This is a genomic window from Brevundimonas sp., from assembly GCF_046293315.1.
Classification (GTDB): domain Bacteria; phylum Pseudomonadota; class Alphaproteobacteria; order Caulobacterales; family Caulobacteraceae; genus Brevundimonas.
In genome coordinates, this window is sequence record NZ_JBKBPF010000002.1 from 211,213 (window position 1) to 236,514 (window position 25,302).

25 protein-coding genes are annotated in these 25,302 nt (G+C 66.6%); 13 read left to right on the plus strand and 12 right to left on the minus strand.

Features of this window, described 5'->3' with window-relative positions; genetic code table 11:
* From ACK4SE_RS02840 to ACK4SE_RS02865, 6 genes are all read right to left on the minus strand, one after another.
* Nucleotides 1-1,623, minus strand: coding sequence for an AbgT family transporter (locus ACK4SE_RS02840; protein WP_409688489.1), 1,623 nt, complete (start codon nt 1,621-1,623; stop codon nt 1-3).
* 268 nt (nt 1,624-1,891) lie between these two features.
* The gene (locus ACK4SE_RS02845; protein WP_409688491.1) at nt 1,892-2,140 is read right to left on the minus strand and encodes a DUF3297 family protein; all 249 of its coding nucleotides are present in this window, start codon (nt 2,138-2,140) and stop codon (nt 1,892-1,894) included.
* Nucleotides 2,141-2,208: 68 nt separating this feature from the next.
* Nucleotides 2,209-3,063, minus strand: a complete 855-nt coding sequence (locus ACK4SE_RS02850; protein WP_409688494.1) for a MotE family protein — start codon at nt 3,061-3,063, stop codon at nt 2,209-2,211.
* 18 nt (nt 3,064-3,081) lie between these two features.
* Complete coding sequence (locus tag ACK4SE_RS02855; protein WP_409688497.1) at nt 3,082-3,576, minus strand: DUF6468 domain-containing protein; 495 nt, start codon at nt 3,574-3,576, stop codon at nt 3,082-3,084.
* Complete coding sequence (gene fliM, locus ACK4SE_RS02860; protein WP_409688500.1) at nt 3,573-4,616, minus strand: flagellar motor switch protein FliM; 1,044 nt, start codon at nt 4,614-4,616, stop codon at nt 3,573-3,575. Before fliM ends, ACK4SE_RS02855 begins: the two co-directional genes overlap by 4 nt.
* A gap of 3 nt (nt 4,617-4,619) precedes the next feature.
* Nucleotides 4,620-5,237, minus strand: a complete 618-nt coding sequence (locus ACK4SE_RS02865; protein ID WP_409688503.1) for a flagellar basal body-associated FliL family protein — start codon at nt 5,235-5,237, stop codon at nt 4,620-4,622.
* Between the two features lie 198 nt (nt 5,238-5,435).
* On the opposite strand from ACK4SE_RS02865, the gene flgF reads away from it, so the two are divergent.
* From flgF to ACK4SE_RS02900, 7 genes are all read left to right on the plus strand, one after another.
* Nucleotides 5,436-6,173 carry a flagellar basal-body rod protein FlgF gene (flgF, locus tag ACK4SE_RS02870; RefSeq protein ID WP_409688682.1) on the plus strand — a complete coding sequence of 246 codons (738 nt, stop codon included), beginning with the start codon at nt 5,436-5,438 and terminating at the stop codon, nt 6,171-6,173.
* A 13-nt stretch (nt 6,174-6,186) separates the two neighbouring features.
* Nucleotides 6,187-6,975 carry a flagellar basal-body rod protein FlgG gene (flgG, locus tag ACK4SE_RS02875; RefSeq protein ID WP_409688506.1) on the plus strand — a complete coding sequence of 263 codons (789 nt, stop codon included), beginning with the start codon at nt 6,187-6,189 and terminating at the stop codon, nt 6,973-6,975.
* Nucleotides 6,972-7,808, plus strand: a complete 837-nt coding sequence (gene flgA / locus ACK4SE_RS02880; RefSeq protein ID WP_409688509.1) for a flagellar basal body P-ring formation chaperone FlgA — start codon at nt 6,972-6,974, stop codon at nt 7,806-7,808. The genes flgG and flgA overlap by 4 nt, the downstream gene beginning before the upstream one ends.
* Nucleotides 7,809-7,819: 11 nt before the next feature.
* Nucleotides 7,820-8,542, plus strand: a complete 723-nt coding sequence (flgH, locus tag ACK4SE_RS02885; RefSeq protein ID WP_409688511.1) for a flagellar basal body L-ring protein FlgH — start codon at nt 7,820-7,822, stop codon at nt 8,540-8,542.
* Between the two features lie 122 nt (nt 8,543-8,664).
* A complete protein-coding gene (locus tag ACK4SE_RS02890) occupies nt 8,665-9,135 on the plus strand; it encodes a hypothetical protein (RefSeq protein ID WP_409688514.1) in 471 nt (156 codons plus the stop codon).
* A gap of 34 nt (nt 9,136-9,169) precedes the next feature.
* The gene (locus ACK4SE_RS02895) at nt 9,170-9,616 is read left to right on the plus strand and encodes a hypothetical protein (RefSeq protein WP_409688517.1); all 447 of its coding nucleotides are present in this window, start codon (nt 9,170-9,172) and stop codon (nt 9,614-9,616) included.
* A 13-nt stretch (nt 9,617-9,629) separates the two neighbouring features.
* On the plus strand, nt 9,630-10,139 hold the full coding sequence (locus ACK4SE_RS02900) for a hypothetical protein (protein WP_409688520.1): 510 nt from the start codon (nt 9,630-9,632) through the stop codon (nt 10,137-10,139).
* On the opposite strand, the gene ACK4SE_RS02905 is transcribed toward ACK4SE_RS02900, so the two are convergent.
* A complete protein-coding gene (locus tag ACK4SE_RS02905; RefSeq protein WP_409688523.1) occupies nt 10,136-10,894 on the minus strand; it encodes a chorismate mutase in 759 nt (252 codons plus the stop codon). The two genes, ACK4SE_RS02900 and ACK4SE_RS02905, sit on opposite strands and share 4 nt — an antisense overlap.
* A gap of 267 nt (nt 10,895-11,161) precedes the next feature.
* Entirely contained in the window at nt 11,162-11,734 is a 573-nt protein-coding gene (locus ACK4SE_RS02910; RefSeq protein ID WP_409688526.1) for a prephenate dehydratase domain-containing protein, read from the minus strand.
* 270 nt (nt 11,735-12,004) lie between these two features.
* Here ACK4SE_RS02910 and ACK4SE_RS02915 point away from each other — a divergent pair, with 270 nt between their 5' ends.
* Nucleotides 12,005-12,997, plus strand: coding sequence for a sensor histidine kinase (locus tag ACK4SE_RS02915; protein ID WP_409688529.1), 993 nt, complete (start codon nt 12,005-12,007; stop codon nt 12,995-12,997).
* A gap of 50 nt (nt 12,998-13,047) precedes the next feature.
* Nucleotides 13,048-14,232 carry an FAD-dependent oxidoreductase gene (locus ACK4SE_RS02920; protein WP_409688532.1) on the plus strand — a complete coding sequence of 395 codons (1,185 nt, stop codon included), beginning with the start codon at nt 13,048-13,050 and terminating at the stop codon, nt 14,230-14,232.
* A 185-nt stretch (nt 14,233-14,417) separates the two neighbouring features.
* On the opposite strand, the gene ACK4SE_RS02925 is transcribed toward ACK4SE_RS02920, so the two are convergent.
* The 4 genes from ACK4SE_RS02925 to ACK4SE_RS02940 form a co-directional block, all read right to left on the minus strand.
* Nucleotides 14,418-15,791 (minus strand): class II 3-deoxy-7-phosphoheptulonate synthase, encoded by a 1,374-nt coding sequence (locus tag ACK4SE_RS02925; protein WP_409688535.1) that lies wholly within the window; start codon nt 15,789-15,791, stop codon nt 14,418-14,420.
* 78 nt (nt 15,792-15,869) lie between these two features.
* Complete coding sequence (locus ACK4SE_RS02930; RefSeq protein ID WP_409688538.1) at nt 15,870-16,268, minus strand: DUF1489 family protein; 399 nt, start codon at nt 16,266-16,268, stop codon at nt 15,870-15,872.
* Nucleotides 16,269-16,427: 159 nt separating this feature from the next.
* A complete protein-coding gene (locus ACK4SE_RS02935; RefSeq protein ID WP_409688541.1) occupies nt 16,428-19,187 on the minus strand; it encodes a TonB-dependent receptor in 2,760 nt (919 codons plus the stop codon).
* A 231-nt stretch (nt 19,188-19,418) separates the two neighbouring features.
* A complete protein-coding gene (locus ACK4SE_RS02940; protein ID WP_409688544.1) occupies nt 19,419-20,903 on the minus strand; it encodes an alkaline phosphatase in 1,485 nt (494 codons plus the stop codon).
* A 354-nt stretch (nt 20,904-21,257) separates the two neighbouring features.
* Here ACK4SE_RS02940 and ACK4SE_RS02945 point away from each other — a divergent pair, with 354 nt between their 5' ends.
* From ACK4SE_RS02945 to ACK4SE_RS02960, 4 genes are all read left to right on the plus strand, one after another.
* Complete coding sequence (locus ACK4SE_RS02945; RefSeq protein ID WP_409688547.1) at nt 21,258-22,682, plus strand: circularly permuted type 2 ATP-grasp protein; 1,425 nt, start codon at nt 21,258-21,260, stop codon at nt 22,680-22,682.
* On the plus strand, nt 22,682-23,620 hold the full coding sequence (locus tag ACK4SE_RS02950; protein ID WP_409688550.1) for an alpha-E domain-containing protein: 939 nt from the start codon (nt 22,682-22,684) through the stop codon (nt 23,618-23,620). The genes ACK4SE_RS02945 and ACK4SE_RS02950 overlap by 1 nt, the downstream gene beginning before the upstream one ends.
* A gap of 2 nt (nt 23,621-23,622) precedes the next feature.
* On the plus strand, nt 23,623-24,486 hold the full coding sequence (locus ACK4SE_RS02955; RefSeq protein ID WP_409688553.1) for a transglutaminase domain-containing protein: 864 nt from the start codon (nt 23,623-23,625) through the stop codon (nt 24,484-24,486).
* Nucleotides 24,487-24,553: 67 nt separating this feature from the next.
* Entirely contained in the window at nt 24,554-25,297 is a 744-nt protein-coding gene (locus ACK4SE_RS02960) for a peptidase (protein ID WP_409688556.1), read from the plus strand.
* Nucleotides 25,298-25,302: the final 5 nt, after the last annotated feature.

The window sequence follows — 25,302 nt, forward strand, 5'->3', positions numbered from 1 at the left end:
TCAGCCTGGCGTGTAATAGGTCGGCGACCCCGGTCCCACCGGCAGGCCAAAGCCGAAAACCCACAGGAAGAACAGGATGGTCCATCCGATCGTGAAGAAGATCGAATAGGGCAGCATCATCGCGATCATCGTGCCGATGCCTACATCCTTGTTGTAGCGGGTCGCCCACGCCAGGATCAGGCCGAAATAGCTCATCATCGGGGTGATGATGTTGGTGGTGGAATCCCCGATCCGGTAGGCGGTCTGGATCACCTCGGGCGAATAGCCGATCAGCATCAGCATGGGCACGAAGATCGGCGCGGTCATGGCCCATTGGGCTGAGGCGGACCCGATCATCAGGTTCACGAAACAGCAGATCAGGATGAAGCCCATGAACACCGCCGGCCCCGTCAGGCCGCTGTTCTGCAGGAAGGTTGCGCCGTTGACGGCCGTGATGGCACCCAGGTTCGACCAGCCGAAGAAGGCCACGAACTGGGCGGCGAAGAAGACGATCACCACATAGAGGCCCAGGGTAGATATGGCCGAGGCCATGCCGTCGATCACGTCCCGGTCGTTCTTCATGGTGCCGACCGTGCGGCCATAGGCGAAACCCACCACCAGGAAGAACAGCAGAATCCAGGTGACGAAGCCGCTGAAGAAGGGTGAGCGGATGCGGTCCCCGGTCACCGGATCGCGCAGCAGGCCCCAGTCCGGAATCAGCGTCAGGGCCATGACGGCGAACACGCCCAGCACCGCCAGACCGGCCACCTTCAGACCCTTCTTCTCCTTGTCGGTCAGGGCGTCCATGGAGCCCCCCTTGAGAATCTCGGGATCGGCCTTGCTCTTGTCATAGGCGCCGAGCTTGGGCTCAACGATATAGATGCTGACCAGCGAGCCGATGATGGTCACCAGGAACACGCTGACCACCATGAAGAAGTAGCTGGCCGTGGCCGTCACCGCATAGGTGGGGTCGATCAGGCGCGCGGCCTCCTCGGTGATCCCGGCCAGCAGCGGGTCGACCGTGCCGATCAGAAGGTTCGCCGAATAGCCGCCAGACACCCCGGCAAACGCCGCCGCCATGCCCGCCAGCGGATGTCGACCCAGCGAGTAATAGACCGCGCCAGCCAACGGGATCAGCACCACATAGCCCATCTCGGACGCGGTGTTGGACAGCACGCCCGCGAACACGATAGCCATCGTCACCACCTTGGGCGAGGCGCCGAGCACGATGCCGCGGACCGCCGCCGACAGCAGGCCCGAGCGTTCCGCGACCCCTACGCCCAGCATGGCCACCAGAACCACTCCGAGCGGCGCGAAGCTGGTGAAATTGTCCACCAGGCTGGTGAAGATGCGGCGCAGGCCGTCGTCGGTCATCAGGCTGACCGCGCGGATCATGCCGTCCTCGGACCGGCCGGACGCGCCCAGCGGTCGCGGATCCTCCACCGCCACGCCCATGGCCCCGAACAGGCCGGACAGCAGCACGATGGCCACGGCCAGCAGGAAGAACAGGGTGACCGGGTGCGGCAGGCAATTGCCCAGCCACTCCACCCCGTCGAGGAAGCGGGTGAAAGCGTTGCGCTTGCCTGGCGGCGGGCCGCCGGGAGGGGTTGAACCAGTGGGCGTGGCCGGCGTGGCGTCGGTCATCAGGCGTCCATGTTCTATCGGATAGGGCGGAGGCTGGCCGGCCCAAGCCCGTCCTGAAGCCCCCATGTCGAGGCGCACTTTCAGCCGACCCGGGACGGAAAGTCCAGCCGTGCGGTGGTCTTGCGGGAGCCGGGACTGTGATCGCCCGGCTCACACCTCCGTCCCCTGCGCGTCGGTGACGGAGCCCCGTGCCCGCCCTCGACACCGGGCGCGCACGGATCACCGACTAGCCGATGCTGGTCCGACGCCCTGTCGGACGGCAGGTCGATCAGGCTTCGCCGTCGTCCTTGAAGTAGGGGACCACGGGCCCCTGCAGCTTGACGGTCAGCTGGTTGCCCTTGCGGTCCACACGGTTGCCCACGGCCAGACGCACCCAGCCTTCGGACACGCAGTACTCCTCGACGTTCGTCTTCTCCTCGCCCTTGAAGCGGATGCCGACCCCGCGCGCGAGCACGGCCTCGTCATGGTGCGGACTGGCGGGATTGACGGACAGACGGTCGGGGGGCGTTTCGGACATGACGGCTCTTTCGGCGATGTACTGAGCCGCATTTAGCCGAGCCCGCACGGTATCGAAAGGGCCTTGCTCTACTGCACCGTCTGGCGTGCGGGCTCCGCCTGGCCGGCCGGCTGGTCCCCGGCCTCATACGCCTGGGGGCCCGGTGGCGGCGCGGGCGGCGTCTGGGCCTGCGCACGGGCCTGGGCGGGGCGCGCGGCGGGGCGACGTGCGGGCTGTTGGGCTGGGGGCGCCGCCTCGGCCGTCTGGGTGGGTGCGGGCGCTGTAGCAAGCGCATCCCGCCCCGCCGCCTCGGCGCGGACGGCCAGTTCCTCGGCCTCATACCGGTCGGCCAGTTTCTCGGTCAGTTCGCGAGCTTCGGCGGGCGGCATCTGGGCCATGATCGCGGCCAGGGCGCGCGGGCGCATGGCCTGGGCCACCGGCAGACGCACCGAGTCGGCCAGGGTGTTGAACACCGCTGCGGCTTCTCGCGGCCGCATGGCCTGATAGACCTGGACCAGCCGGTTGACCTCGGCCTGTTCACGCTCGTCGGCTTGCCCCAGCATGCCCTCAAGCTCAGCCTTGACGGCGTTCAGCGCGGCGATCCTTTCGTCCAGCTTCTGCTCCGCCGCAGCCATCAACGGCAACATGGTGGCGAAATCCGCGTCGCGCGCATCCAGCTCTCCGCGACGATCCGAGAGACGCTGGATGATCCGCAGTTCAGCCGGGGAGATGCCTGCCTGTTCGGCCAACTGCTCTTCAGACAGCGCGCACACGGCGGGCGCAGAGGCGATGGTCGGCAGGGCCACGTCTCCGGCCGCCACAACACCTTCCTGGGCCCAGGCCTGGGCGCCCTGGAACAGGTCGGGGGCCAGTCCCACGGCACGCACGGCGACGATACCGCCAACGGCAATGGCGATCAGGGGCAGGATGCGGGGCATCTTCATCGGAGAGGGCTTTCAGAATCAGGCGGCGAACAGGTCTTCGTCCAGCTTACGCCGGGCGCGGTTCAGGCTTTGTTGAGCAGTTTGGTTAGCGGCCAGGGCCTGGAGGATCATCGACGCCCGCTCCGCAGCCTGTTGGGGCGCCGACGCAGGGACCTCCTGAGGCTGAAGGCGCGGCTCCGAATGGGGGGCGCTGGCCACCGCCGACGGCGCGCTGACGGCCGGTTCCGGCCGCGCGGGGGCCCGCGATATCAGCGCCTCCAGTTCAGCCTTGAGTTGGCGCCCCTTGACGATACGGTCGTGCAGAAGGTCCGTGTCCTGACCAGCCGATTTGAGCGCCATCAGCGCGTTTTCGGCCTTTCCGGCGGCGGCGTTGAGCTCGCTCACAGCCCGGGCGAACTCGGCCTGACCAGTCCGCAACGCGGCCAGTTTCCGCTCGAGGCGAATGCCGAAAGCAACCGCCCCGATCAGCAGCAACATCAGGACCCCGTCCAGAATCAATCCGGTCGCGCTCATCGTTTCCCTCCGGTCAGTCGGCTTGCGGTTTCGACGCTGATGGGGCGCTCAACGCGTATGGCGATGTGCTGACCCTTGCGGCCCATGCGGCCCGTGGTGACAGGGATCGAGCCGCAGCGCACGCTGACCTCGCTGTCGGGGCCAGCGTTCAGCATCAGAGTGTCACCGACCTTCAGGTCGAGCACCTTCTGAAGCGGCATTTGCTGCTCTTCCAGCACGGCGCGCACCTCGGTCTCGGTGGTCCAGAGCTCGGTGGCCAGATGGCTTTCCCAGATGTTGTCGCGTCCGAACTTCTCGCCCATGAACTGCTGCAGCAGCATTTTCCGGATGGGCTCGAGCGTCGAATAGGGCAGCAACAGTTCAACCCGACCGCCGCGATCCTCCATGTCGATACGCAGCTTGACCAAGATGGCGGCGTTTGCCGACCGGGCGATGGCGGCGAAACGAGGATTGGTCTCCAGGCGGTCGAGATTGAAATGGACGGGTGTCAGGGGCTCGAACGCCGCCTGGGCGTCGGCCAGGACAACCTCGATCATGCGCTGAACCAGCATCCGCTCGATGGTGGTGTAGGGCCGCCCCTCAATGCGCAGGGCCGCGGTGCCGCGGCGGCCGCCAAGCAGCACGTCCACAATGGAATAGATCAGGTTCGAATCGACCGTCAGCAGGCCGTAGTTATCCAGTTCCTCAGCCCGGAACACCGCCAGGATCGCCGGCAGCGGGATGGAGTTCAGATAGTCGCCGAAACGGATCGAGCTGATGTTGTCCAGGGACACCTCGACGTTGTCCGACGTGAAGTTGCGCAGGCTCGTCGTCATCAGCCGCACCAGACGGTCGAAGACGATCTCCAGCATTGGCAGCCGTTCGTAGCTGACAAGGGCGGAGTTGATGATGGCCCGGATGCCCGATCGGTCGGAACCGTCGTCGTCTCCGAGATCAAAGCCCAGCAGGCTGTCGATCTCGTCCTGATTCAGGACGCGTTCCGACAGACCCGCTTCGCCGCCGGCCGCCGCATCGCCATCGAGGGTTTCGACGTCACTCATGGTCTACTGCACCAGCATTTCTTCGATGAGCACGGCGTCGACCTGGCCCGGTGCGGCGATCAGATTGACCCGTCGCAGCAGTTCCTGACGCAGTTGGTGGCTTCCTGCAGAGCCTGCCAGTTCCTCGGGACGCAGTTCCCGCAGATAGCCCTGGAACATGTCCTGAAGTCGCGGCGCCTCGGCCTGAAGCGTCTGGGCCAGATAGGCGTCCTCCATCTCGAGGGTCAGCTTCAGCTTGAGGAAGGTAGGACGACCACTGGCGGACTGAATGTTCACCACCATGTCGGGCATTGTGTAGAAGGTCACGCCGTCCGGACCGGCCGAGATCACGCCCGCTCCACCCTCGGCCGGCGCACCGTGGCTGTCTCCGCCCTTCTTGGCGGGAGGCGGTGGTGGGGATGCATGGACCTCATCGCCCGACGCCTCGGCCGATCCAGGCTGCATGAGGAAAAAAGCTGCAGCGCCCCCCCCCAGAACAACCACGGCGGCGGCGGCGCCGATGATCAACAGCATAGGCGGCTTCTTCTTGCCGGGCGCGCCTTCGCCCTCGACGCCGTCGGCGGGCGACTCGGTCGTGGCGGGCACGCCTGCGTCCTTCTTTTTCTTGCCGAGTTTCAGCATGTGTCCAGACGCCCCGCGGCCGCGAATCTCGACCTGTCGATTCCAGCCTCCAGATGACGCCGGTTTGGTTAACGAGGCGTTCATAACCGGCAGTTTCTGCCGGGCATCTGGCCCGGCACCTCGCTCAAAACCCTTACCCCACAAGGATTAACCCTGTTGGCCCGCCCCTTGCTGGGAGCGGGGCTGAAGGAGTTGCCCGTGGAAAACGCCGCCTATGTCGCCCTGTCCCGCCAGATGACGCTCCGTCGCGAGCTGGATATCGTGGCCAACAACATCGCAAATGCCGACACCACCGGTTTCAAGGTGGAGCAACTGATGGTTGGCACGGAGATCGGCCAACGCGCCCGTAACCACGGCATCCGACCTTCAGCCAGCTTCGTGCTGGACAACGGCGTGGGTCGCGACTTCGGCCAGGGCGCCCTTCGCCAGACCGGCCGCCCCCTGGACTTTGCGATCGAAGGCGAAGGCGCCTTCTTCACCGTCGAGACCGCCCAGGGCGAAGCCTATACCCGCGACGGGGCCTTCACCCTGGACCCCGAAGGACGCCTCACTACGGAGGCCGGGCATCCAGTGCTGGGCGACGGCGGCGAGATCATCCTCGACCCGGCGCTGGGCGCTGTCGCTGTGGCCGAGGACGGGACCATCAGCCAGGACGGCCAAGCGGTGGGCCGCCTGAACACGGTGCGCTTCGCACTGCTCTCCGTTCTCGAAAAGGGCGGCGACGGCCTCTACCGAAACACCGCCAACGAAGCCCCCCTGGAGGCCAACGACGTCCAGATCCGTCAGGGAATGCTGGAAGGCTCCAACGTCAACACCATCCTTGAGATCACCAACCTGATCGAGATCAGCCGCGCCTACGAGCGCGCCTCCAAGATGATTGAAAACCAGAACGACCTGTCCAAGCGCGCCGTCGAGCGCCTCGGCCGCCCGAACTAAGGAGAAGTTGACCATGCGCGCACTTCGCACCGCCGCCTCCGGGATGCTGGCCCAACAGCTGAACGTCGAGGTCATCTCGAACAACATCGCCAACATGAATACGGTGGGCTTCAAGCGTCAGCGCGCCGAGTTCCAGGACCTGCTCTATCAGAACGTCGAGCGCATGGGGGCCCAATCCTCGGCCCAGGGCACCGTGGTGCCCACCGGCATCCAGATCGGCGCCGGCGTGAAGGCCGGCAGCGTCTACCGCATCATGACCCAGGGCTCGCCTACCCAGACGGGCAACACCTACGACCTGGCCATCGACGGGCGCGGCTACTTCCAGGTGACCATGCCATCGGGTGAAATCGCCTACACGCGGGCCGGCAACTTCTCGGTCAATCAGGAAGGTATCCTGGTCACCGACGACGGTTACCAGGTGGAACCGGCCATCGCGATCCCCCAGGAAGCGGTGGACGTGTCCATCTCCCGCGCCGGTCAGGTGCAGGTCATCCTGGACGGGGAAGCAGAGCCCCAGATCGTTGGCCAACTCGAGATCGCCACCTTCTTCAACGAAGCGGGGCTCGAGGCCATTGGCGACAACCTGCTGCTGGAGACCGCCGCATCAGGTCCGGCCACCATCGGGGCCCCCGGCGACATCGGTTACGGGCAACTTTTGCAGGGCTACACCGAAGCCTCCAATGTCGACGCGGTGAGCGAGATCACGGCCCTTATCGTGGCCCAGCGCGCCTACGAGATGAACTCCAAGGTCATCTCCACCGCCGACGAAATGCTCAGCGTCTCCGCCCAGGTGAAGTCATGATGAGAGCCGTTTACCGCCGCCCGGCCTTCGAGGTGATGCCCCGTCGCCGTCGCGCTCGTATCGGCATGGGCGCCACCGCCCTCGCCGCCCTGATCATCGCCGTGATTGCCGCCACCCCCGCCATGTCGAGCCCCGTCAGCCTCCTGGCCAGTCCCATGGACGACGACGGCAGCATTACCTTGGGCGAACTATTCGACGGCGCCGGAGCGGCCGCCTCGGTGGTCGTCGCGCGGCGTAGCGGACCCACGGCTGTGCTGGACGCCGCCCACGTCCAGGCTGCGGCCGCCCGCGCCGGACTGCACTGGAGCAATCCGACAGGCCTGCGCCGCATCGTCGTGCGCCAAGGATCTACGGGCGGCGTCCTTACCCAGACCGCAGCGTCCGCTGGCCGTCCCGGCGCGACGGTGGAGGTCCTGACCTACGCCCGCAGCCTCGCGTCCGGCGATGTAATCCAGCCCGAGGATGTGATCTGGTCCGCAGTTCAGGCCCACCAGGCGTCCGCTGGCGGGCCACAGGACGCCGAAAGCGTCATTGGCCTTTCCGCCCGCCGGCCCCTGCGGGCCGGAACCCCGGTTCAGTCCCGCGACCTGACCACGCCCCAGGTGATCGCCCGTGGCGACATGGTCCAGGTGGCCTTCATCTCGGGCGGGGTCAGCCTCACCGTCACTGGCCGCGCTGCGCGCAATGCCGCCGTCGGCGAGGCCGTGGTCGTCACCAACATAGAATCCGGCCGCGCCATCGACGCCGTGGCGGTCGGCCCCGGCCAGGCTGTCACCGGCCCCGCCGCCCACGCCGCCCGCACCAATCCCCAACAATTCGCAGCCCTGCGCTAGAGGAATCCGTCATGCGTAAAGCCCTCGTCGCCATCGTTCCCCTGGCCCTGCTCGGCGCCTGCTCCACCGCCATGGAGGCCGTGCGGGGCCCGGAACTGGCGCCCATTGGCTATCCCGCAGCCCTGATGCCGGTGAACCAGCAAATCCTGCCGGCGCCGGAAGCACGCCCGGCCTCGGCCAACTCCATCTGGCGCTCGGGCTCGCGCACCTTCTTCGGCGATCAGCGCGCCCGCAACGTCGGCGACATCCTGACGGTGGCCATCGACATCCGCGACCGGGCCCAGACCCAGAATTCGACCCAGCGCAGCCGGTCCAACGAGATCAACTCCGGCGTTTCCAACTTCTTCGGACTCGAGGCCGAAGCCGCCAGCGCCATCGGCGGCGCCTTCGACCCATCGGCGCTCATCGGCTTCGGCGGCGGCTCCACCTCCTCGGGCTCGGGCAGCGTCAGCCGGTCCGAGAACATCAACGTCACGATCGCCGCCGTGGTCACCGCCGTCATGCCCAACGGCAACATGGTGATCCAGGGTCGGCAGGAAGTGCGCACCAACCGAGAGGTTCGCGAACTGACCGTTGCCGGCATCGTGCGGCCCGAAGACATCTCATCGGCCAACACCATTCGCCACGACCAGATCGCCGAGGCCCGCATTCACTACGGCGGACGCGGCGACATCAGCCGGGTCCAGGCCGCGCCTGCGGCCCAGTCGCTGGTGGAACGCTTCAACCCGTTCTGACTGCTAAACGGCTCAGCTTCCGTTCATGTTCGACCTGCCACGGTAAGCCATCGAACGCCGGAAGCTGAGCCGTGAACCGTTCACGGCCGTCCGCGTTCTGATCGGCGGAGGCAGTTAACAGTATGTTCAAGGTTCTCATCCCCGCCGCTGGTTTCCTGGGTCTCGTGGTCCTTGCCGCGCAGCCCGCTTCGTCCGCTTACGAAGCCCAGCAGGATGTCCAGCCCATGGGATGGCATCTGCATCACGAGGGCTCCATGGCCAAGCTGGCTTACGGCGTGGCCAATTCCGACCAGTTGGCCCTCATGATGACCTGTGATCCCGGTGATCGCAGCGCGGTGATCTACGGCGACGTCCAACCGGATTCCCCGCGGCTGATGCGCGCCTCTGTCAACTATTCCGAGCCCGACCCCCTGTCGAGCGGCGAGGCTTACGAGACCCGCATCGCGCTGGATGACACTGCCCTCACCGGTCTTGTCGAGCGTGGCTCCATGCACGTTGAGGGCGCGGGCGGCGCCTTCGTGCTGCCGGCCAACGAGTCCGAGCGCTCCACGGTTTCCCGCTTCCTCGCCTATTGCGCTTCGGGTCGCGCCTGATCACTGTCGGTTCAGGATACGGGGGCTCTGAACCATGACAGCATGGGTGCTGATGGCTGCCGCGCTGGCTGTCCAGCCGCCCGACCAGGCGCGCTGGACCTGGACCCTCTATGGCGCTGATGGCGGCGACCGGATCGTCCTGGCCAATGAAGTGCCAGACACGCCCGACCTTCGCGCCACACTCGAGTGCGAACCCGGCAGCGGGGCTGTGATGGTTTCAGTGTACGACCGACCGGGCGCTGTCATGGGCTACGTCTCCATCCGCTCGGGCCAGACCTCCACGGCGTCGCAGGGCGAATTGGCCGAAAACGGAGGTTCCACGCGCCTCACCGCCTCGCTGCGCATGGAACACCCCGTGTTCGCAGCGTTCCTGGAAACGAGTGCCCTGGCTCTGCACCAGGGACAGAACCGCTGGACGGTCCGCATCGGCGGCCAACACGGCGCTCTGCTCACCGATTTCGCCGCAGCGTGCGGCGGCTGACTCCGAAGGTCCAATGAAAGCCCTCACCCCCCTCCTCGCGACCACCTCCCTGCTGATTCTGGCCGCCTGCGCCTCGGTGGACGCCCCGAAGCCGGAGCCCTACGCGCGCACGGAAAGCCCCGCCCCGACGCCCATCGCCGGATACGACTGGCACTTCAACCGCCATGCTGACGGTTCGGCGCTGGCCTATGGCGTCGCCGAGAGTGACGACGTCCGCCTCAGCCTGCACTGCGAAACCGGAACGCCCGGCCTGATGCTCTATAAGGACGTCGAGGACGGCGTGGAGCCGGTCATCCATCTGGAATCCGGCGGTGAAACCGAACGCTTCCCCGCCGAATCCCAGCCGTCCATGCTAAGCGACGGGGTGCTCCTCGCCGCCACGGCCGATCCGTCCCATCCGGTGTTCCAGCGCTTCCGCCGCGTCGGCTGGATCGCCTCATGGGTCGGCGACCGCCGCGAAGCCTACGCCGCCCATGCCGGTTCCGAAGCCGCCGTCGAGCGCTTCTTCTCCGCCTGCGGCTAACCCACCGCCCCGACACAGCCTTCCGGCCCGCCCGGCGCTATGCGCGCGTCGGTCAGGGCCAGGGTCCAGCCGTGATGAGTGTGCAGGCCCCAGCGTCGGGCACCCGCCCCGTCTCCCGCGTCGCCGCCGGCCGACACCACCACCCGCCGTCCGCCCGGCAGGGCCGCCGGGTCTATGGGCCCCACCGCGAAGGCCGAGGGAACCTCGCCGCCGAAGCCCTCGAACACGCTCAGGTGCGCCCACTCCTTGCGCAGCCCGATCCACCAGGGCGTGTCGTTGTTCACCGCCAGCACGGCGACCCCGCCTCCCTCCGAAGCGAAGCGCAGGGCGGCCTCGGCGTCCTGCACCATGCGGATCTCCGCCGCCCGGCCGAACCGCTGGCGCGCGCCGTCGAAGGCCCGGGCCGGTTCATTGGGCGACCAGACCTGGACCTTCAGCTGGCCCTGCTGGGCCAGGCCCCAACCGACGATCTCGCGCCACAGGCCCGTGACCGCCTCCTTGTGAGGGACGGCCGCACGGCCGTGGACGTGGGCCAGCACGGCCTTTTCCCGGTCCGGTCGCAGCTTGGTGTGCGGACCGGTCGGCGCGTCCTTGGCCCGGCCCACCTGACCGGCCAGATTGAGGCGCTTCTGGAATAGCTCCAGAAGCTGGTCGTCGACGGCGTCGATCTGGGCGCGCAGGGCCGCGAGGGCCTTGTGTTCGGGAGAGTCGGCGGCCGATTCAGGCCAGACCTGATGCAGGGTCGAGTTGGACATGGGTGATTTCGCTGGAAAGAGTTTCAGGGGACAGGGATACGGTCCGCCGCTCTGGCGTTCAGAGCGGTCGCCGGCGAGGCGTCGGTTTTCAGAAAGCCCGACGCCTCAGCCGGCGTATCGAAACTCGGAGGCGAAATAGCCGAAATAGGCCGCGCGCGAACGGTCAGAGGTGGAGACGGAAAGCGCGCGCGACATGGACATGACAAGGGTCCGGCAGTTGCGGTCAGATCGACCGTGCTGCCCAGAACACGCAAAATCCTTGCGCCGTCAACCCTCTGAGACCGTCAGGAGCACAAAGCGCGTGCGGTTATCCGCTGAATCCTGAAGATCGTGGCGCAGAATCGACAATCCGTAGATTTCCGCGGCCGGAGGCGGCGCCACGGCCGCGCGGCTGCGATCCCTGGCCTCCGCCACAGCCCGCGCGGCCCCGGCCGTGTCGAAGACCTCGCGCGCTTCCAGCCCCAGCTCGGCCAGCGTCTTCACGCACTGCCTGAGGGCGGCGGGATGGCTTTCGACGGTCTTCAGGTCCGACAGGCGGGCGCCCTGCGCTGCCATCAGCGCCAACCGGATCGGCCGCCACACCTCCGTGACCACCGCCAGACCCGAGGCCGCCACCAGATCGGCGGCGGGCTGGACCACCCCGATGGTCGAGTTCTCCACCGGGATCAGGGCCAAGCCGCAATCGCCCGAGCGCACAGCATTGATCGCCTGGTCGAAGGTCTCGAACGCCACCGGCTCGTCCCACGGCCGCAGAGCCAGGCACGCCGCATGGCTGAAGGCGCCGGGCGCGCCCTGATAGGCCACCCGCGCCGGGCCCTGTGATGGATCCGATGCGTTCATGCCCTACATATCCGTCGTTTCGCGCAGGGCGCCAAGGGCCGCGGCTGGAAGGCGGCCGGCGGCTCATGGACAGGATTTCGCTGTTGCGGCCTTAAAGTGTATGTTCCTCCCATCGCGAGACAGGATCAAAGGGCTCTTGCGGCTGGAAGAGACCGGCATCGTGCGCCGCACACTCCCGCCTTCACGCAAAAAACGTTCTCGATACGCAGCCTTTCCGGCCGTCGGGGGGTTTGCGTAAGAGCGTCCTGCAAGAGCAATGGATGGAGGCCCATGCCCCGAAGCGCGCCCGTCTGGGATGAAAAACACCTTCGCCTGGGCGTCACCGCCGCAGGGATCGCCCTGTGGTCATGGCATGTGGACACCGATCGCCTGACCATGGACGAGATCGGCTACGATCTGTGGACCGTGCCCAAGGGCGCCCCGATCAATTTTGAGGATCTTTCCGCCCATATCCACCCCGCCGACCGCGACAGGGTCCGGGTGGCATTTCACGCGACGCGCGGCATCGTCGGCCCCTACGAGATCGATTTCCGGATTCTGGTCGAGGACGATGTGCGCTGGATCTCCGCCCGCGGCCGGGGCGATGACGAGGGCATCAAGGCGCGCGTCATGTACGGCGTATTTCTCGACGTCACGGGCCGCAAGCAGGCGGAAGAGGCCAATGAACTGCTGGCCGGCGAGATGAGCCATCGCGTCAAGAACCTGATGGCGGTCGCGGGCGCCCTCACCTCCATGACGTCTCGCTCGGCCAAGACCAAGGAGGACATGGCCCGCGACCTGACCCACCGGCTCGCCGCGCTGGGCCGAGCCCACGATCTGGTTCGGCCCGTGCCAGGCCAGGACAATGACGCCGCCCTGCTCGGCGACCTCCTGTCCCTGCTGCTGGTGCCCTACGACGACCTCGGCGCTTTCAGCGGACGCATCCGGGTCTCCGTGCCCCGCATGAGGATCGGCGAAGAGGCGGCCACGGCGCTGGCCCTCGTCATCCACGAACTGGCCACCAATTCGGTCAAGTACGGCGCCCTGTCGGCGGCCGAAGGCCTGCTGAACGTTTCCTGCTCGATCCAGGACGAAGACGCCGTCATCGTCTGGACCGAGCGTGGCGGCCCGCCCGTGAAGCCGCCCGCCGACACCTCGGGCTTTGGCGGCCGCCTGCTGGACCGCGTGGTGAACCGGCAACTGCGCGGGTCGATCGACTACCAGTGGCAGCCCGAGGGTCTGGTCGCGAAGGTGCGGGTGGCGTCCGACCGTCTTTCACCCTAGACGGCCGATCCAGCCCGGCTCATCTTCGTGACACCTCACGGAGCCCGCCCATGATCCTCGCCAGCAGCCGCCGCAATGTGATCGCAGGACTGGGCGGTCTGGGCACGGCGGGTCTGGCGGGATGCGCCACCACCTCCCCCGCCTCCCCGGCCCCGTCCCGTCCCGGCTTCCAGCCGCGCATCCTGGCGCCGCTGCGCATGGACATGTCCCGGCTCACCCACATGACCGTCTGCCTGCGCCCCTTCCGCGCCGCCGGGCCGCGCCTCGATGTGGAGACGGTCGGCGACAAGCGGGTGGTGCACAACTACGGCCACGGCGGCAGCGGCTGGTCACTGGCCTGGGGCTCGGCCCGCATCGCGGCGGCCAATGCGCTCGAGGGCGGGCATCGCGACATCGCCGTCATCGGCTGCGGCGCGCTGGGCCTGACCGCCGCCCTGACCCTGCAACGGGCCGGAGCCCGGGTCAGCATCTACGCCGCCGAGCGCACAGCCCAGACCCGCTCAGCCCGCGCCACCGGTGTCTGGTCGCCGGATTCCCGCATCGCCGACGTGGCCCGGGCCCCCGCCGCCTTCGGCGACGTCTGGGAGCGCATGGCCCGCGACTCCTGGGCCATGCACCAGACCTATGTGGGCCTGCCCGGCCGCCCGGTGTTCTGGAACGACAACTACATGCTGCGCGACGCCCCACGCCCCGGCGGAAGCCCGCCAGCGCCGGACCCGGACCAATCGGGCATCGAATTCGCCAACTATTCCAGCCGCGTGCGCGACCTGGGCTCGCGCTCCCGCCCGCTGGTGCCGCACGAGCACCCCTTCCCGGTCGCCCAGGCGCGCCTCGGCCTCACCATGACCTTCAATGTGGCCGCCCTGGCCGCGCGCCTCACCGACGATTTTCTGCGCGAGGGCGGCCGTATCCAGCAGATGACCTTCCACACCCCTGCCGACCTCGCGCGCCTGTCCGAACCGGTGGTTGTCAATTGCACCGGCTACGGCGCCCGCGACCTGTGGGGCGACGACACCCTCACCCCCGTGCGCGGCCAGATCGCCTGGCTCGCCCCCCAGCCGGAGGTCGATTACAGCCTCTATTACAGCGGCGTCTCGGTCGTCCCCCGCCCCGACGGCATCGTCGTCCAGGCCTTGGGCGGCAGTGACATGTACGGCTACGGGATCGAGGAGGAGGTCGCGGACCGCGCCGAGGCGGAACAGGCGATCAATACGGTGGCGCGGCTGTTCGCCTGATCGAACGCCCTCTCCCGATGGGAGAGGGATGCGCGCAGCGGAATGCGAAGCAGGCCGCTCCTTGGCGCGCAGGGTGAGGGTCCGGTGTTTCCTATGAGGCGCCCGCCCCTCATCCCCCGCGTCAGAACGAAGCCGCTTTCGCGCCTTCGTACGCGGGTTCCCCCTTCTCCCATCGGGAGAAGGTGTCACGCCGCCTCGGACGTCTCCACCCGGCCCGACTTCAGCCGCTCCGCCACCAGGAAGGCCAGCTCCAGCGCCTGGTCGGCGTTCAGGCGCGGGTCGCAGTGGGTGTGATAGCGGCTGGACAGGTCGTCCTCGGTCACCGCCTGGGCGCCGCCCAGACATTCGGTGACGTTCTGGCCGGTCATCTCCAGATGGACCCCGCCCGGGTGCACGCCCTCGGCCTCGGCCACATCGATGAAGCTGCGCACCTCGCCCAGAATGCGGTCGAAGGGCCGGGTCTTGAAGCCGGTGGACGCCTTCAGCGTATTGCCGTGCATGGGGTCGATGGACCAGATCACCCGCTTGCCCTCGGCCTTGGTGGCGGCCATCAAGGCTGGCAGGCGGTCGCCCACCTTGTCCGCGCCGAAGCGCCCTATCAGGGTCAGGCGGCCGGGGATGTTGTCCGGGTTCAGGGCGTCGATCAGGGGCAGCAGGTCGTCCGGCTCCATGGTCGGGCCGCACTTGACCCCGATGGGGTTGGAAATCCCCTTCATGAAGTCCACGTGGGCGCCGTCCAGCTGGCGCGTGCGCTCGCCGATCCACAGCATGTGGGCCGAGGTGTCGAACCACTCGCCCGTTGCGCCGTCCAGCCGCGTCATGGCGGATTCCACATTCAGCAGCAGGGCCTCGTGGCTGGTGAAGATTTCCACCCGGCTCAGATCCGGATGGGTCTCCGGCGTCACGCCCACCGCCGCCATGAAGGCCAGGGCCTCGCTGATCTTGTCGGCCAGGTCCCGGTATTTAGCGCCATAGGCGTTCTCGGCCGCGAAGCCCAGGGTCCAGCGGTGGATGTTGTAGAGGTCCGCATAGCCCCCACCCGCGAAGGCGCGCAGCAGGTTCAGGGTGGCGCTGGACTGGTGATAGGCCTTCAGCAGGCGCTGCGGATCGGGCAGGCGCTCCTCGGGCGTGAAGCCCATGCCGTTGATGATATCGCCGCGATAGCTGGGCAGCTCCACGTCGCCGACCTGCTCCACCGCCGACGAGCGGGGCTTGGCGAACTGGCCGGCGATGCGGCCCACCTTCACCACGGGCTTGCGCCCGGCGAAGGTCAGCACCACCGCCATCTGCAGGATCAGCCGCAGGGTGTCGCGGATGTTGTCGGTGGAGAATTCCTTGAAGCTCTCGGCGCAGTCCCCGCCCTGCAGCAGAAAGGCGTTGCCCGCCTCCACCTGCGCCAGTCGATCCTTCAGGTTGCGCGCCTCGCCCGCAAAGACCAGCGGCGGCATGGCGCGCAACTCGTCCTCCACCCGTTCCAGGGCGGCCATGTCGGGATAGTCCGTCGGCATGTGCCTGACGGGTTTCGATCTCCAGCTATCGGGGGTCCAGCGCGTGTTCATTTCAACAAGATAGGCAAACGGGGGCGGTGGAACAACGATTATGCGCCGATCGCCATGATCGCAGATGAGGTTTTCGCCTTACCAGGCCCCCATTTCGCGCAGCGCCTTCGCCAGATCCTGGGGCAGATCCGTCGCCTCCGCCGTGGTCAGGTCCGTCGGCGCGTCTTTCGCTTCCAGATAACGCCAGCCTTGAAACGGCCGCCGGGCCAGCGGCGCGGTGCGGATGACGCGCGGCTCCAGGGTGATCTCGCAGCGGCTGGTCTTGCCCTCGCCCAGCGTCGTGATGTCGAGGATCGGCTGGCGGCATCCCGCTACGCCCTTGATGACCCAGTACAGCGAGCCGCCGTCCTCGATCTCGGCCGCCCGCTTGGGCGTCATGCGGGTGTGCACGATCAGCGGCCGGCCCGAGGCCGCCCGCGTCTCCAGCCACTCGATCTCGGACACGCCCACGCACAGCTTGATCAGATGCAACGCCATGGGGCCGGTCTAGCATCTGCAGGGTCGCGGAAAAGGGCCGCGGATGTCGCGGCGGGGGATAAGGCGCCTCCTCGCCGACCTTGCCCCGCAAAATTGCAAAGGCCGACCCCGGACCCGGGATCGGCCTTCTCTACTTCAGGCTTGCTTATCCAGCGCGGATCAGAAGCTCATGCGCAGGCCGAGGCTCACGCGACGTCCCGACCGCTCGTACATGGTGGGGAACGAGGGATCCATGGTGTAGCCCTCGGTCGCCTCGTCGGTGATGTTGATCCCCTTGAGGCTGATCTGGGCCCAGTCGGTCAGATTGTAGCTCATGGAAATGTCGGTCTGGCCGTAGCCGGCGCGCCAGATCGGATACATCTCGTAACCGATGGCTTCGACGTAGTCGTCCTTGTAGTTGTAGGACACCCGGGCGTCGAAGCGGCTGTTCTCGTAGTAGAGCGTCAGGTTGTAGGTGGTCTCCGCCAGCCCGACCGGCGGGGTCGGGATGCCCAGATCCGATTCTCCGGTGAGAGAGCTGTCGAGCAGGGTGTAGTTGGCGTTGATGCCGAAGCCCTGCAGGCTGCTGTGCAGGACATCCAGCGGCATGACAGCCACCAGCTCAATGCCGCTGACCTCGTACGACCCCTCGGCGTTCACCGGCTGATAGACATCGAAGTCATAGACGCCGTCGATCGTGCCGTTGGCATTGTACTTGGTCACGCCCCGGACGACGCCGGTCAGTTCGTTGCGGACGACGCCCTCGATCTCTTTCCAGAAGTAGGACACCGCCAGAAGGCCGCCGTTGTCGAAGTACCGCTCCAGACCGATCTCCCACTGGGTCGCATAGGTGGGTTCCAGCGCGGGATTGCCATCGGTGAACCGGAACGAGTTCCAGCTGGCCGTGCGGCGGTAGGCCAGGTCTGTCAGGGCCGGACGCATCAGGGTCTCAGACGCCGCGCCGCGCAGCACGAGGTTGTTCGTGAGGTCGGCATGGAAGTTCAGGCTGGGCAGCACTTCGCTGTACCCGCCCTCGCTGGTGACCGGATCCGGCGTATAACCCGTCGAGCCGTCCGGATTCTGGATCTGGTGGAAGCCGGAGGACACCACCGTGGTGTCCACATAGCGGGCGCCGGCGTTGACGAAGACCGGAACGTTGCCGAGGGCGAAGTTGAAGTCGGCCATGGCGTACAGGCTGACCACCTCTTCGCCGACCTCATAATATTGGCCCGGGTCGAACGGCGTGAAGAAGCCGTCGTAGCGGAAGGTGCTGCGCGCATAGTCGTTGGAGACCTGGCTCCAGGTCAGGTCCCGGGCGCTGTAGGCGCCGCCCGGAACCAGATCGGCGATGGGCGTCAACGGACTGTCCGCGAGGGTGCGGGTGTTGACCCAGGACGAATCTCCCGGTCCGGGGCCCTGGATATTCAGCGCCCCGTACTGCCGCTCGGTGGATCGATCTGTGTAGCGCGCGCCGACCTGGACGCTGGACAGGGCGGGGAAGGCCTGAAGGTCGAAATGGCGGGTGAAGTCGATCTGGCCCGCGTACTTGTCGTCCGTGATCCTTTCGAATGTGGTCTCGTAGGCTTCGAACAGGTAGCTGTCGGGCGCGTCGTACATGTCGATGGTCGCAGGATTGGCGCTGGGGATGGTCTCCCCGCCCCGCTCGGTCCAGCGCGTGCGCGACGGCGCATAGGCAACGTGCTTCAGGTTGGCGTAGTCGCGGGTGCCCTCGGCGCCGGAGTAGCCGACGAGCGCGTTCATGTCCCAGTTGTCGCCGCTCCAGTTCATGGTCAGGCCGAACTGGGCGTAGTCGGTCTCGTTGATGATCTCCTTGCTCAGGAACTCATGCTGGGTGGCGGTGTACGACACGTCCCGCAGGATGATCATGCCGTACTCGGCCAGGGTGGTGTCGTCGTACTCGTGGATGGTCTCCAGCGTGCTTCGGCTGGAGGCTGAATAGGCCGCCGCATCGTATTCGTCCTCGACGGTGTCGAAGCCGCCCAGCATGGCGTCAAAGGTCAGGCTGAAATTGGAGGACGGACGGTATTGCAGCGACAGGGTCGCCCCCCACTTGTCCTGTTCGGTCAGATAGGCCCGGTCACCAACCTTGTCCTGGAAGATGATGCGACCCGTCTCGTCGCGATCCCGGCGATCCTGCACGATCACGCCGGCGTCCCGCTCAAGCACCGCAGCCGCCTGATCCGAGCGTGCGCCGGTCGCCTCGAGGAAGCGGAACATGGGACGGAAGTTGATGCCGGAGTTGGAGTCCGTGCGGTTGGTCCGCTGCGCCGACGAAAACGAAACCAGCGCGCCCCAGTCGCCCCAGGTATCGCTGGCCAGGAATGAGAAGCGCGGGTCGATCTCTTCCGAGATGGAGTTGTGCGCCCCCTCGACGGCGGCGACGAAGGTGCGCCCTGCATAGTCGAACGGCCGAGCGGTGGAGATGTTGACAGAGCCGGCGATGCCGCCTTCCTCATCCGAGGCGGTCGGGGACTTCTGGACGGTGACCTGCTGGATGATCTCGGAAGCGAAGATGTCGAACTCGACTTCGCGCCCGCCGCTGCCTGAGGCCGTGGCCAGATCATTGATCGAAACGTGGGTGAACTCGCTGGGCAGGCCCCGCACCATGACCCGCCCGCCCAGACCGCGGTTCCGGTCGATGGTTACGCCGGGAACGCGCTGAAGCGCCTCCGCCAAGTTTTGCTCCGGGAAATTGACCACGTCCGTCGCAACGATGGAATCGGAAAACCCGATGTTGTCACGCTTGATGTCGATGGCCTCCTCCAGGCTGCGGCGGTAGCTGCCGGTGACGATGATCTCATCGACGGTGACAGCGGCGTCAGGACCGGCCGAAGACGGGTCGGCAGACTGGGCGAAGGCGGCGAACGGCGAAACAGCCGCCACGGCCAAGGCCGTGGAAGCCAGAAATCTCTTCTTCATTTGTATATCCCCGAATGCGGCCTTCCTGCCGAAAGCCGATGCGAGGCCGATAGGGCTGCTATTTTTTCTTCTCAAGACAAGTTTTCGTAAAATTACGTCCGAATACGTCACTATTTTCCAAATAGTTCCGCTAACCAATTCGTATTCGGACGAACATTACACGCATAACCAAATAGCTTGTTTTTTGAGAGTGATCGGAATTTCTTCGGATTTACGAGAATACCAATTCTGCTATTCAGCAGCTCCTGTCATGACGGCGTGCATAACTAGGAAAACGTCTGTGTTGTCCACGTAGCCGCCGTCCCAGTCGTAGGCTTCGCCCCACAGGCGACGGGCGCCCTCGTCCCGCAGACTCATGCCCTCGAACATAGACGCCCCTACACCCATGGCGAACAGAGGCACGAGCTCGTTGGTGTGATGCGGCGACCCATAGCTGACCCCCGGAATCTGGCCCTGCCCGTTGTTGGAAGGAAGGGCATAGTCATGGAAAGTGTCGCCCTCACTCCAGACGCCGTCGCCATCCACGTCCGTCCAGGCCCCCGGTCCCCACAGCATTCCCGTCTCATGGTCTGCAGTGATGATCAGCAGGGTCTCGTCCCAGCTCGAGTAGGCCTCGACCCAGTCGACCACGGCATTGACCGCCTCGTTGAAGGCCGCGTGCTCCTCGACCATCCGACCGGCGTTGTTAGCGTGATTGGCCCAGTCGACCGCCCCCCCCTCGATCATGACGAAGAAGCCCTTCGGGCTTGCGGACAAGCGGTTCAGGGCGCCCTGGGCCATGACCGACAGGGTGGGCGTGCCGTCAATCAGGTCAGCGCCGTCGGCGCGCCTGAACTGCAGGGTTTGACGGACCTGGGTCAGACCCACCAGCGGCTCCATGCCACCGTGCTCGCTCGGACCGGCTTGCGCCAGGCGTTCGAAGTCCTCGCGGTTCTGGATCAGGGTCAGCCCCCCCGGGCTACGACCCTCGGCCAAAAGGCGCTCGACATAGTCGCGCCCGCCCGCCCATTCCCACGCTTCATCCGGAACAGCGTCCGGCGCGACTGGCCGTCCGTCATCGTCAAAGAGTGGGTGACCGGCGCCCATGACCACGTCCAGACGGCCATCCAGCATCTGGCGGGCGACCTCGTCGTAGTCATGGCGGCTCGCCGTCTGGACTCCGGCTCCGGCGGGCGTGGCGTGCGCGAACTGCACGCTGGTCACCGCGCCCGTTGCCATGCCTTGGCGTCGCGCGAGGGCCGCCACGGAGGTCAACCGGGTCTCCCCGTCCCAAGCCAACCCCAGGCGAGTATTTGTGGTGCGACGGCCCGTATGCAGCACGGTCGAGGCGGCGGCGGAATCCGTGGCCTGGCTCACCGACCCGAAATCCGCCCAGCGGGTCGTCGGGTCATAAGGCATCCGGCGCACGGATCGCGCCTCGGCGGCCACACGAGTCTCGGCGCCCGCTCCATCGAACATCTGCAATGAACCGGTCATCACGGCGCCCACGTGCGGACGTGTGCCGTCGGGCCGGGGGCGCATGTAGGGCTCCTTGCCGGCCTCCCCGTGAGAGTAGTAGTCGGTGGCCAGCCAGCCGTTGAAGCCCTGGCCATCGGCGATCATCAGGATGACGTTGCGCGGCCGCTGACCGCTGGACTCCTGAGCCAGACCGTCGGCGCCCCAGCATATGCCGACCAGGCCGACGACGGCAGCCACAGCGTAACGGGAGAAGATCATGGTTGTCCTCGCGGATAGTTTCCCAGGTGTCCAGGCGAGGGCCGCGCCGGCTCAAAGCCAGTGGCCCATCGGAGGCTAAAGCATGGTCGCGGCCGCCCTCCCATCGCAGAGGGATGACATCCGCGCGCAACTTCCAAGACGGATCGGCGTCGCTTTCGTAACGACCCCTGCCGCCGGCACACCTGTTTCGGGACCGGATCCATCCTGGGCTCGATGCCCGCCTGGCGCGTCCCGCAGCGCTTCCTGGCGGCGGCTTCATCCGATCCCGGAGCACGCCCACGCGCATGCCGCACTGCAACATTTCTTTCACTTCCGCCGTTGTCCGCGGCTCGAGGTCATGGTTAGCCTTCGGGGATGGGGATAGTTTTTGATGAAATGACGGGGAACGGCGGGCCGGGCGTCGTCCGTGAGAGCTATGAAGCGCTCGCCCGCTGGCTGGCCGAGGCGCCGCCCGATCTGCTGCAGGCCCGGTCCCGTCAGGCTGAGCTTTTTTTTCGCCGCATGGGGATCACCTTTGCCGTCTACGGCGAGGCCGCGTCCAGCGAACGCCTGATCCCCTTCGACGTCGTGCCGCGCATCATCGGAGCGGCGGAATGGGCGGGACTGGAGGCCGGCCTGGTCCAGCGCGTGGGCGCGCTGAACGCCTTCCTCAGGGACATCTACGGTCCTCAGGAGTGCCTGAAGGCCGGGATCATCCCGCCAGAGCTGGTGCTTACAAATTCCTGCTACCGCCCCGAGATGCAGGGTCGTCGCCCGCCTGGCGACATCTGGGTTCATATCGCCGGGGTAGACCTGGTCCGCACCGACGAGCAAGGTTTCTATGTGCTGGAAGACAATGTCCGCACTCCGTCCGGGGTCTCCTACATGCTGGAGAACCGCGAGATGATGATGCGGTTGTTTCCGGACCTGTTCGCCGAATACCCGGTCCGGCCGGTCGAAACCTATGCAGACATGCTGCTGGACAGCCTGCGCGCCTGCGCCCCGTCCGGCGCCGGGGCCGATCCGAACATCGTGGTCCTGACCCCGGGTCAGTACAACTCGGCCTACTACGAGCACTCGTTCCTGGCCGACAAGCTGGGCGTGGAGCTTTGCGAAGGCGCCGACCTGTTCGTGGACGACGGCTTTGTCTTCATGCGCACGACGCAGGGGCCCCAAAGGGTGGACGTGATCTATCGCCGGGTGGATGATGTCTGGCTGGACCCCCTGACATTCGAACCGGCATCCGCCCTCGGGGTCCCCGGCCTCATGACCGCCTATCAGGCCGGCACGGTCACCTTGGCCAACGCGCCCGGAACCGGCGTCGCCGACGACAAGGCGGTCTACACCTACATGCCCGAGATCATCCGCTTCTTCACCGGCGAAGAGTCGATCCTCAAGAACGTCCCCACATGGCGATGCCGCGAGCCAGAGGCGCTGAAGGAAGTTCTCGGCAGGCTGGATGAACTGGTCGTCAAGGAGGTGGGCGGCTCTGGCGGCTACGGCATGCTGGTGGGCCCCGCTTCGACCAAGGCCGAGATCGAGGATTTTCGCAAGAAACTGATCGCCGACCCGGACGACTTCATCGCCCAGCCGACCCTGTCCCTGTCCACGGCCCCGACCTTGGACCAGGGAGAACTGGCCAGCCGCCATGTGGACCTGCGCCCCTTCGTGTTGTCCTCGCCGCAGGGCATCAAGGCGGCGCCCGGCGGCCTGACCCGCGTCGCGCTCAAGGCGGGCTCGCTGGTGGTGAACTCCAGCCAGGGCGGCGGGACCAAGGACACCTGGGTGCTGGAGGACTGATGCTTTCACGCACCGCCGACAGCCTGTTCTGGACTGGCCGCTACATCGAGCGGGCCGACTATCTGGCGCGCATTCTCGAGGCCACCCTGCGCCTGGCCGCCATTCCCACCCGCGAAGGCGCCAGCGAGGGCGTCTGGGCCGGCGCGGTGGCATCCGCCGGCATGGGCGACGCGTTCGCCGCCCTCGGCGCCGCCCCCAATGAACGGTCGGTGCGCGAGTTCCTGGCCTTTGCCCCCGACAACGACTCGTCCATCACCGCATGCATCACCCGCGCCCGCACTAATGCCCGGTCGGTGCGCACCGCCCTGACGGTGGAACTTTGGGAAGCCATCAACGGCGCCTGGAACGGCCTGGCGGATCAGGGCCGTCCGGCGCGGCGCGACGAGTTCGTGAACTTCCTTGAATGGGTCAAGACCGTCACCCTCTCTGTGGAGGGAGCCTCGTCGCGGACCATGCTGAGGAACGACGCCTACTGGTTCCTGAAGCTGGGCGCAGCGGTGGAGCGGGCCGACAACACCGCCCGTCTGCTGGACGTGAAATACCACCTGCTGCTGCCCGAGGGCGAGCGGGTCGGCGGCCAGCTGGACTATTTCCAGTGGACCACCCTGTTGCGGGAGGTTTCGGCCCTGACGGCCTATCGCTGGGTCTACCGGGACAACGTCAAGCCGTGGCTGGTCGCGGATCTGCTGGTGCTGAACCGCCAGATGCCGCGTTCTCTCGCCAGCTGCCAATCCGAGATCGTCAGCTGTCTGGAGCTTCTGGCCGCCGACTACGGTCGTCGGGGCCTGTCCCAGCGCATCGCGAACACCCGGCTGATGCAGTTCGAGGAGGCCACCATCGAACGCATCTTCCAGTCCGGCCTGCACGAGTACATCCAGGCGTTTCTGGACCAGAACAACCGCCTCGGTCAGGCCATCAGCGAACAGTATCTGAGCTGACCATGCGCATCCGGATCGATCACGCCACCACCTACAGCTATGATCAGGCCGCGCGCTTCATCATCCAGGTGCTGCGCCTGACGCCCAGGTCCTGCGACGGCCAGCAGGTGGAGCGCTGGCGCATCGAGACCGACGTGGACGCCCGCCTGCGCCAGTCCGAGGACGCCTTCGGCAACATCCTGCATACCCTCTACACCGAACAGCCCGCCGACAGCCTCACCGTACGGGTGGCCGGCGAGGTCACGACCACCGACACCGGCGGGGTGATGAGCGGCTGGCCCGAGCGCCTTTCGCCGCTGGTGTTCCTGCGCAATACCCCTCTGACCACCTGCGACGCCGCTCTCATCGCCTTTGCCGAAACCTTCCGCGACCGGTGGGGGCTGGAACAACTGCACGCCATCATGGCCGCCCTGCACCAGAGGATCACCTTCGAGGTGGGCGTCACTTCGGCCACCCACACCGCCGCCCAGGCCTTCGCCGAGGGGCGCGGCGTCTGTCAGGATCACGCTCACGTCTTCATCGCCGTGGCCCGTCGCCTCGGGGTGCCGGCCCGCTACGTTTCCGGCCACATGGTGCGCATGGACGGCGAGACAGATCAGGAGGCCGCCCACGCCTGGGCCGAGGCCCATGTGGACGGTCTCGGCTGGGTGGGCTTCGACCCGGCCAACGGGGTCAGCCCATCCGAGTCCTATGTCCGGATCGCCTCGGGTCCCGACTATCTGGGCGCCGCCCCCGTGCGAGGAACCAGCTATGGCGGCGGCGGTGAGCGCCTCAGCGTCAAGCTGGACGTGCGCGACCTCCGCCAGTCCCAGAGCCAGCAGCAGGCCCAGCAGTCCGGCGGCCGTCAGACCGTCTGGCCGAAATGAGCGTCATGGATCGCATCGCCCTCGAATCGGTTATGGCTGGCTGGGGCTTCGAGTCAGGCGACTATTCATGACCTATTGCGTCGGCATGCTGGTGAACGAAGGCTTGGCCATGATGGCTGACACCCGCACCAACGCGGGCGTCGACAACATCTCGTCTTACAAGAAGCTGCATGTAGTCGAGACACCCGGCGAGCGGGTCATCGCCCTGGCCACGGCCGGCAATCTGTCGGTCACCCAGACTGCTCTGGCCATGGTCCGCGAAGGCATCCGCATGGCGGACTCCGACGAGGTCGAGACCCTGCACACCGCGCCGACCCTGTTCCGGGCCGCCCAGCTGGTCGGTCATGCGGTGAAAAGCGTGCGCGAGAACATCGCCCCCTCGCTAGAGGCCGAGGCGGTGGACATAAGCGCCACTGTGCTGATGGGCGGCCAGGTCGCGGGCGGCGCTCTGGGGCTCTATCTGATCTACAGCCAGGGTAATTTCATCGAGTGCGGGCCTGACACGCCTTATATGCAGATCGGCGAGTTCAAATACGGCAAGCCGATCCTCGACCGCGCCCTGAATACCAGAACGCCCCTGTCCGATGCGGTGAAGCTGGGCCTGATCTCGTTCGATTCCACCGTCCGCTCCAATGTGGCGGTGGGTCCCCCGTTCGACCTCATTACCCTTCCGCGCGACGCCCTGAAAAGCGATCAGCGACGGATCGAGGCGGAGGATCCCTATTTCCGGGAACTGGGCGCTCGCTGGTCCCAGGCCATCAGCGACGCCCACCAGGCGATGCCGACACCCACTTGGCTGACGACCGCGTGACCGCG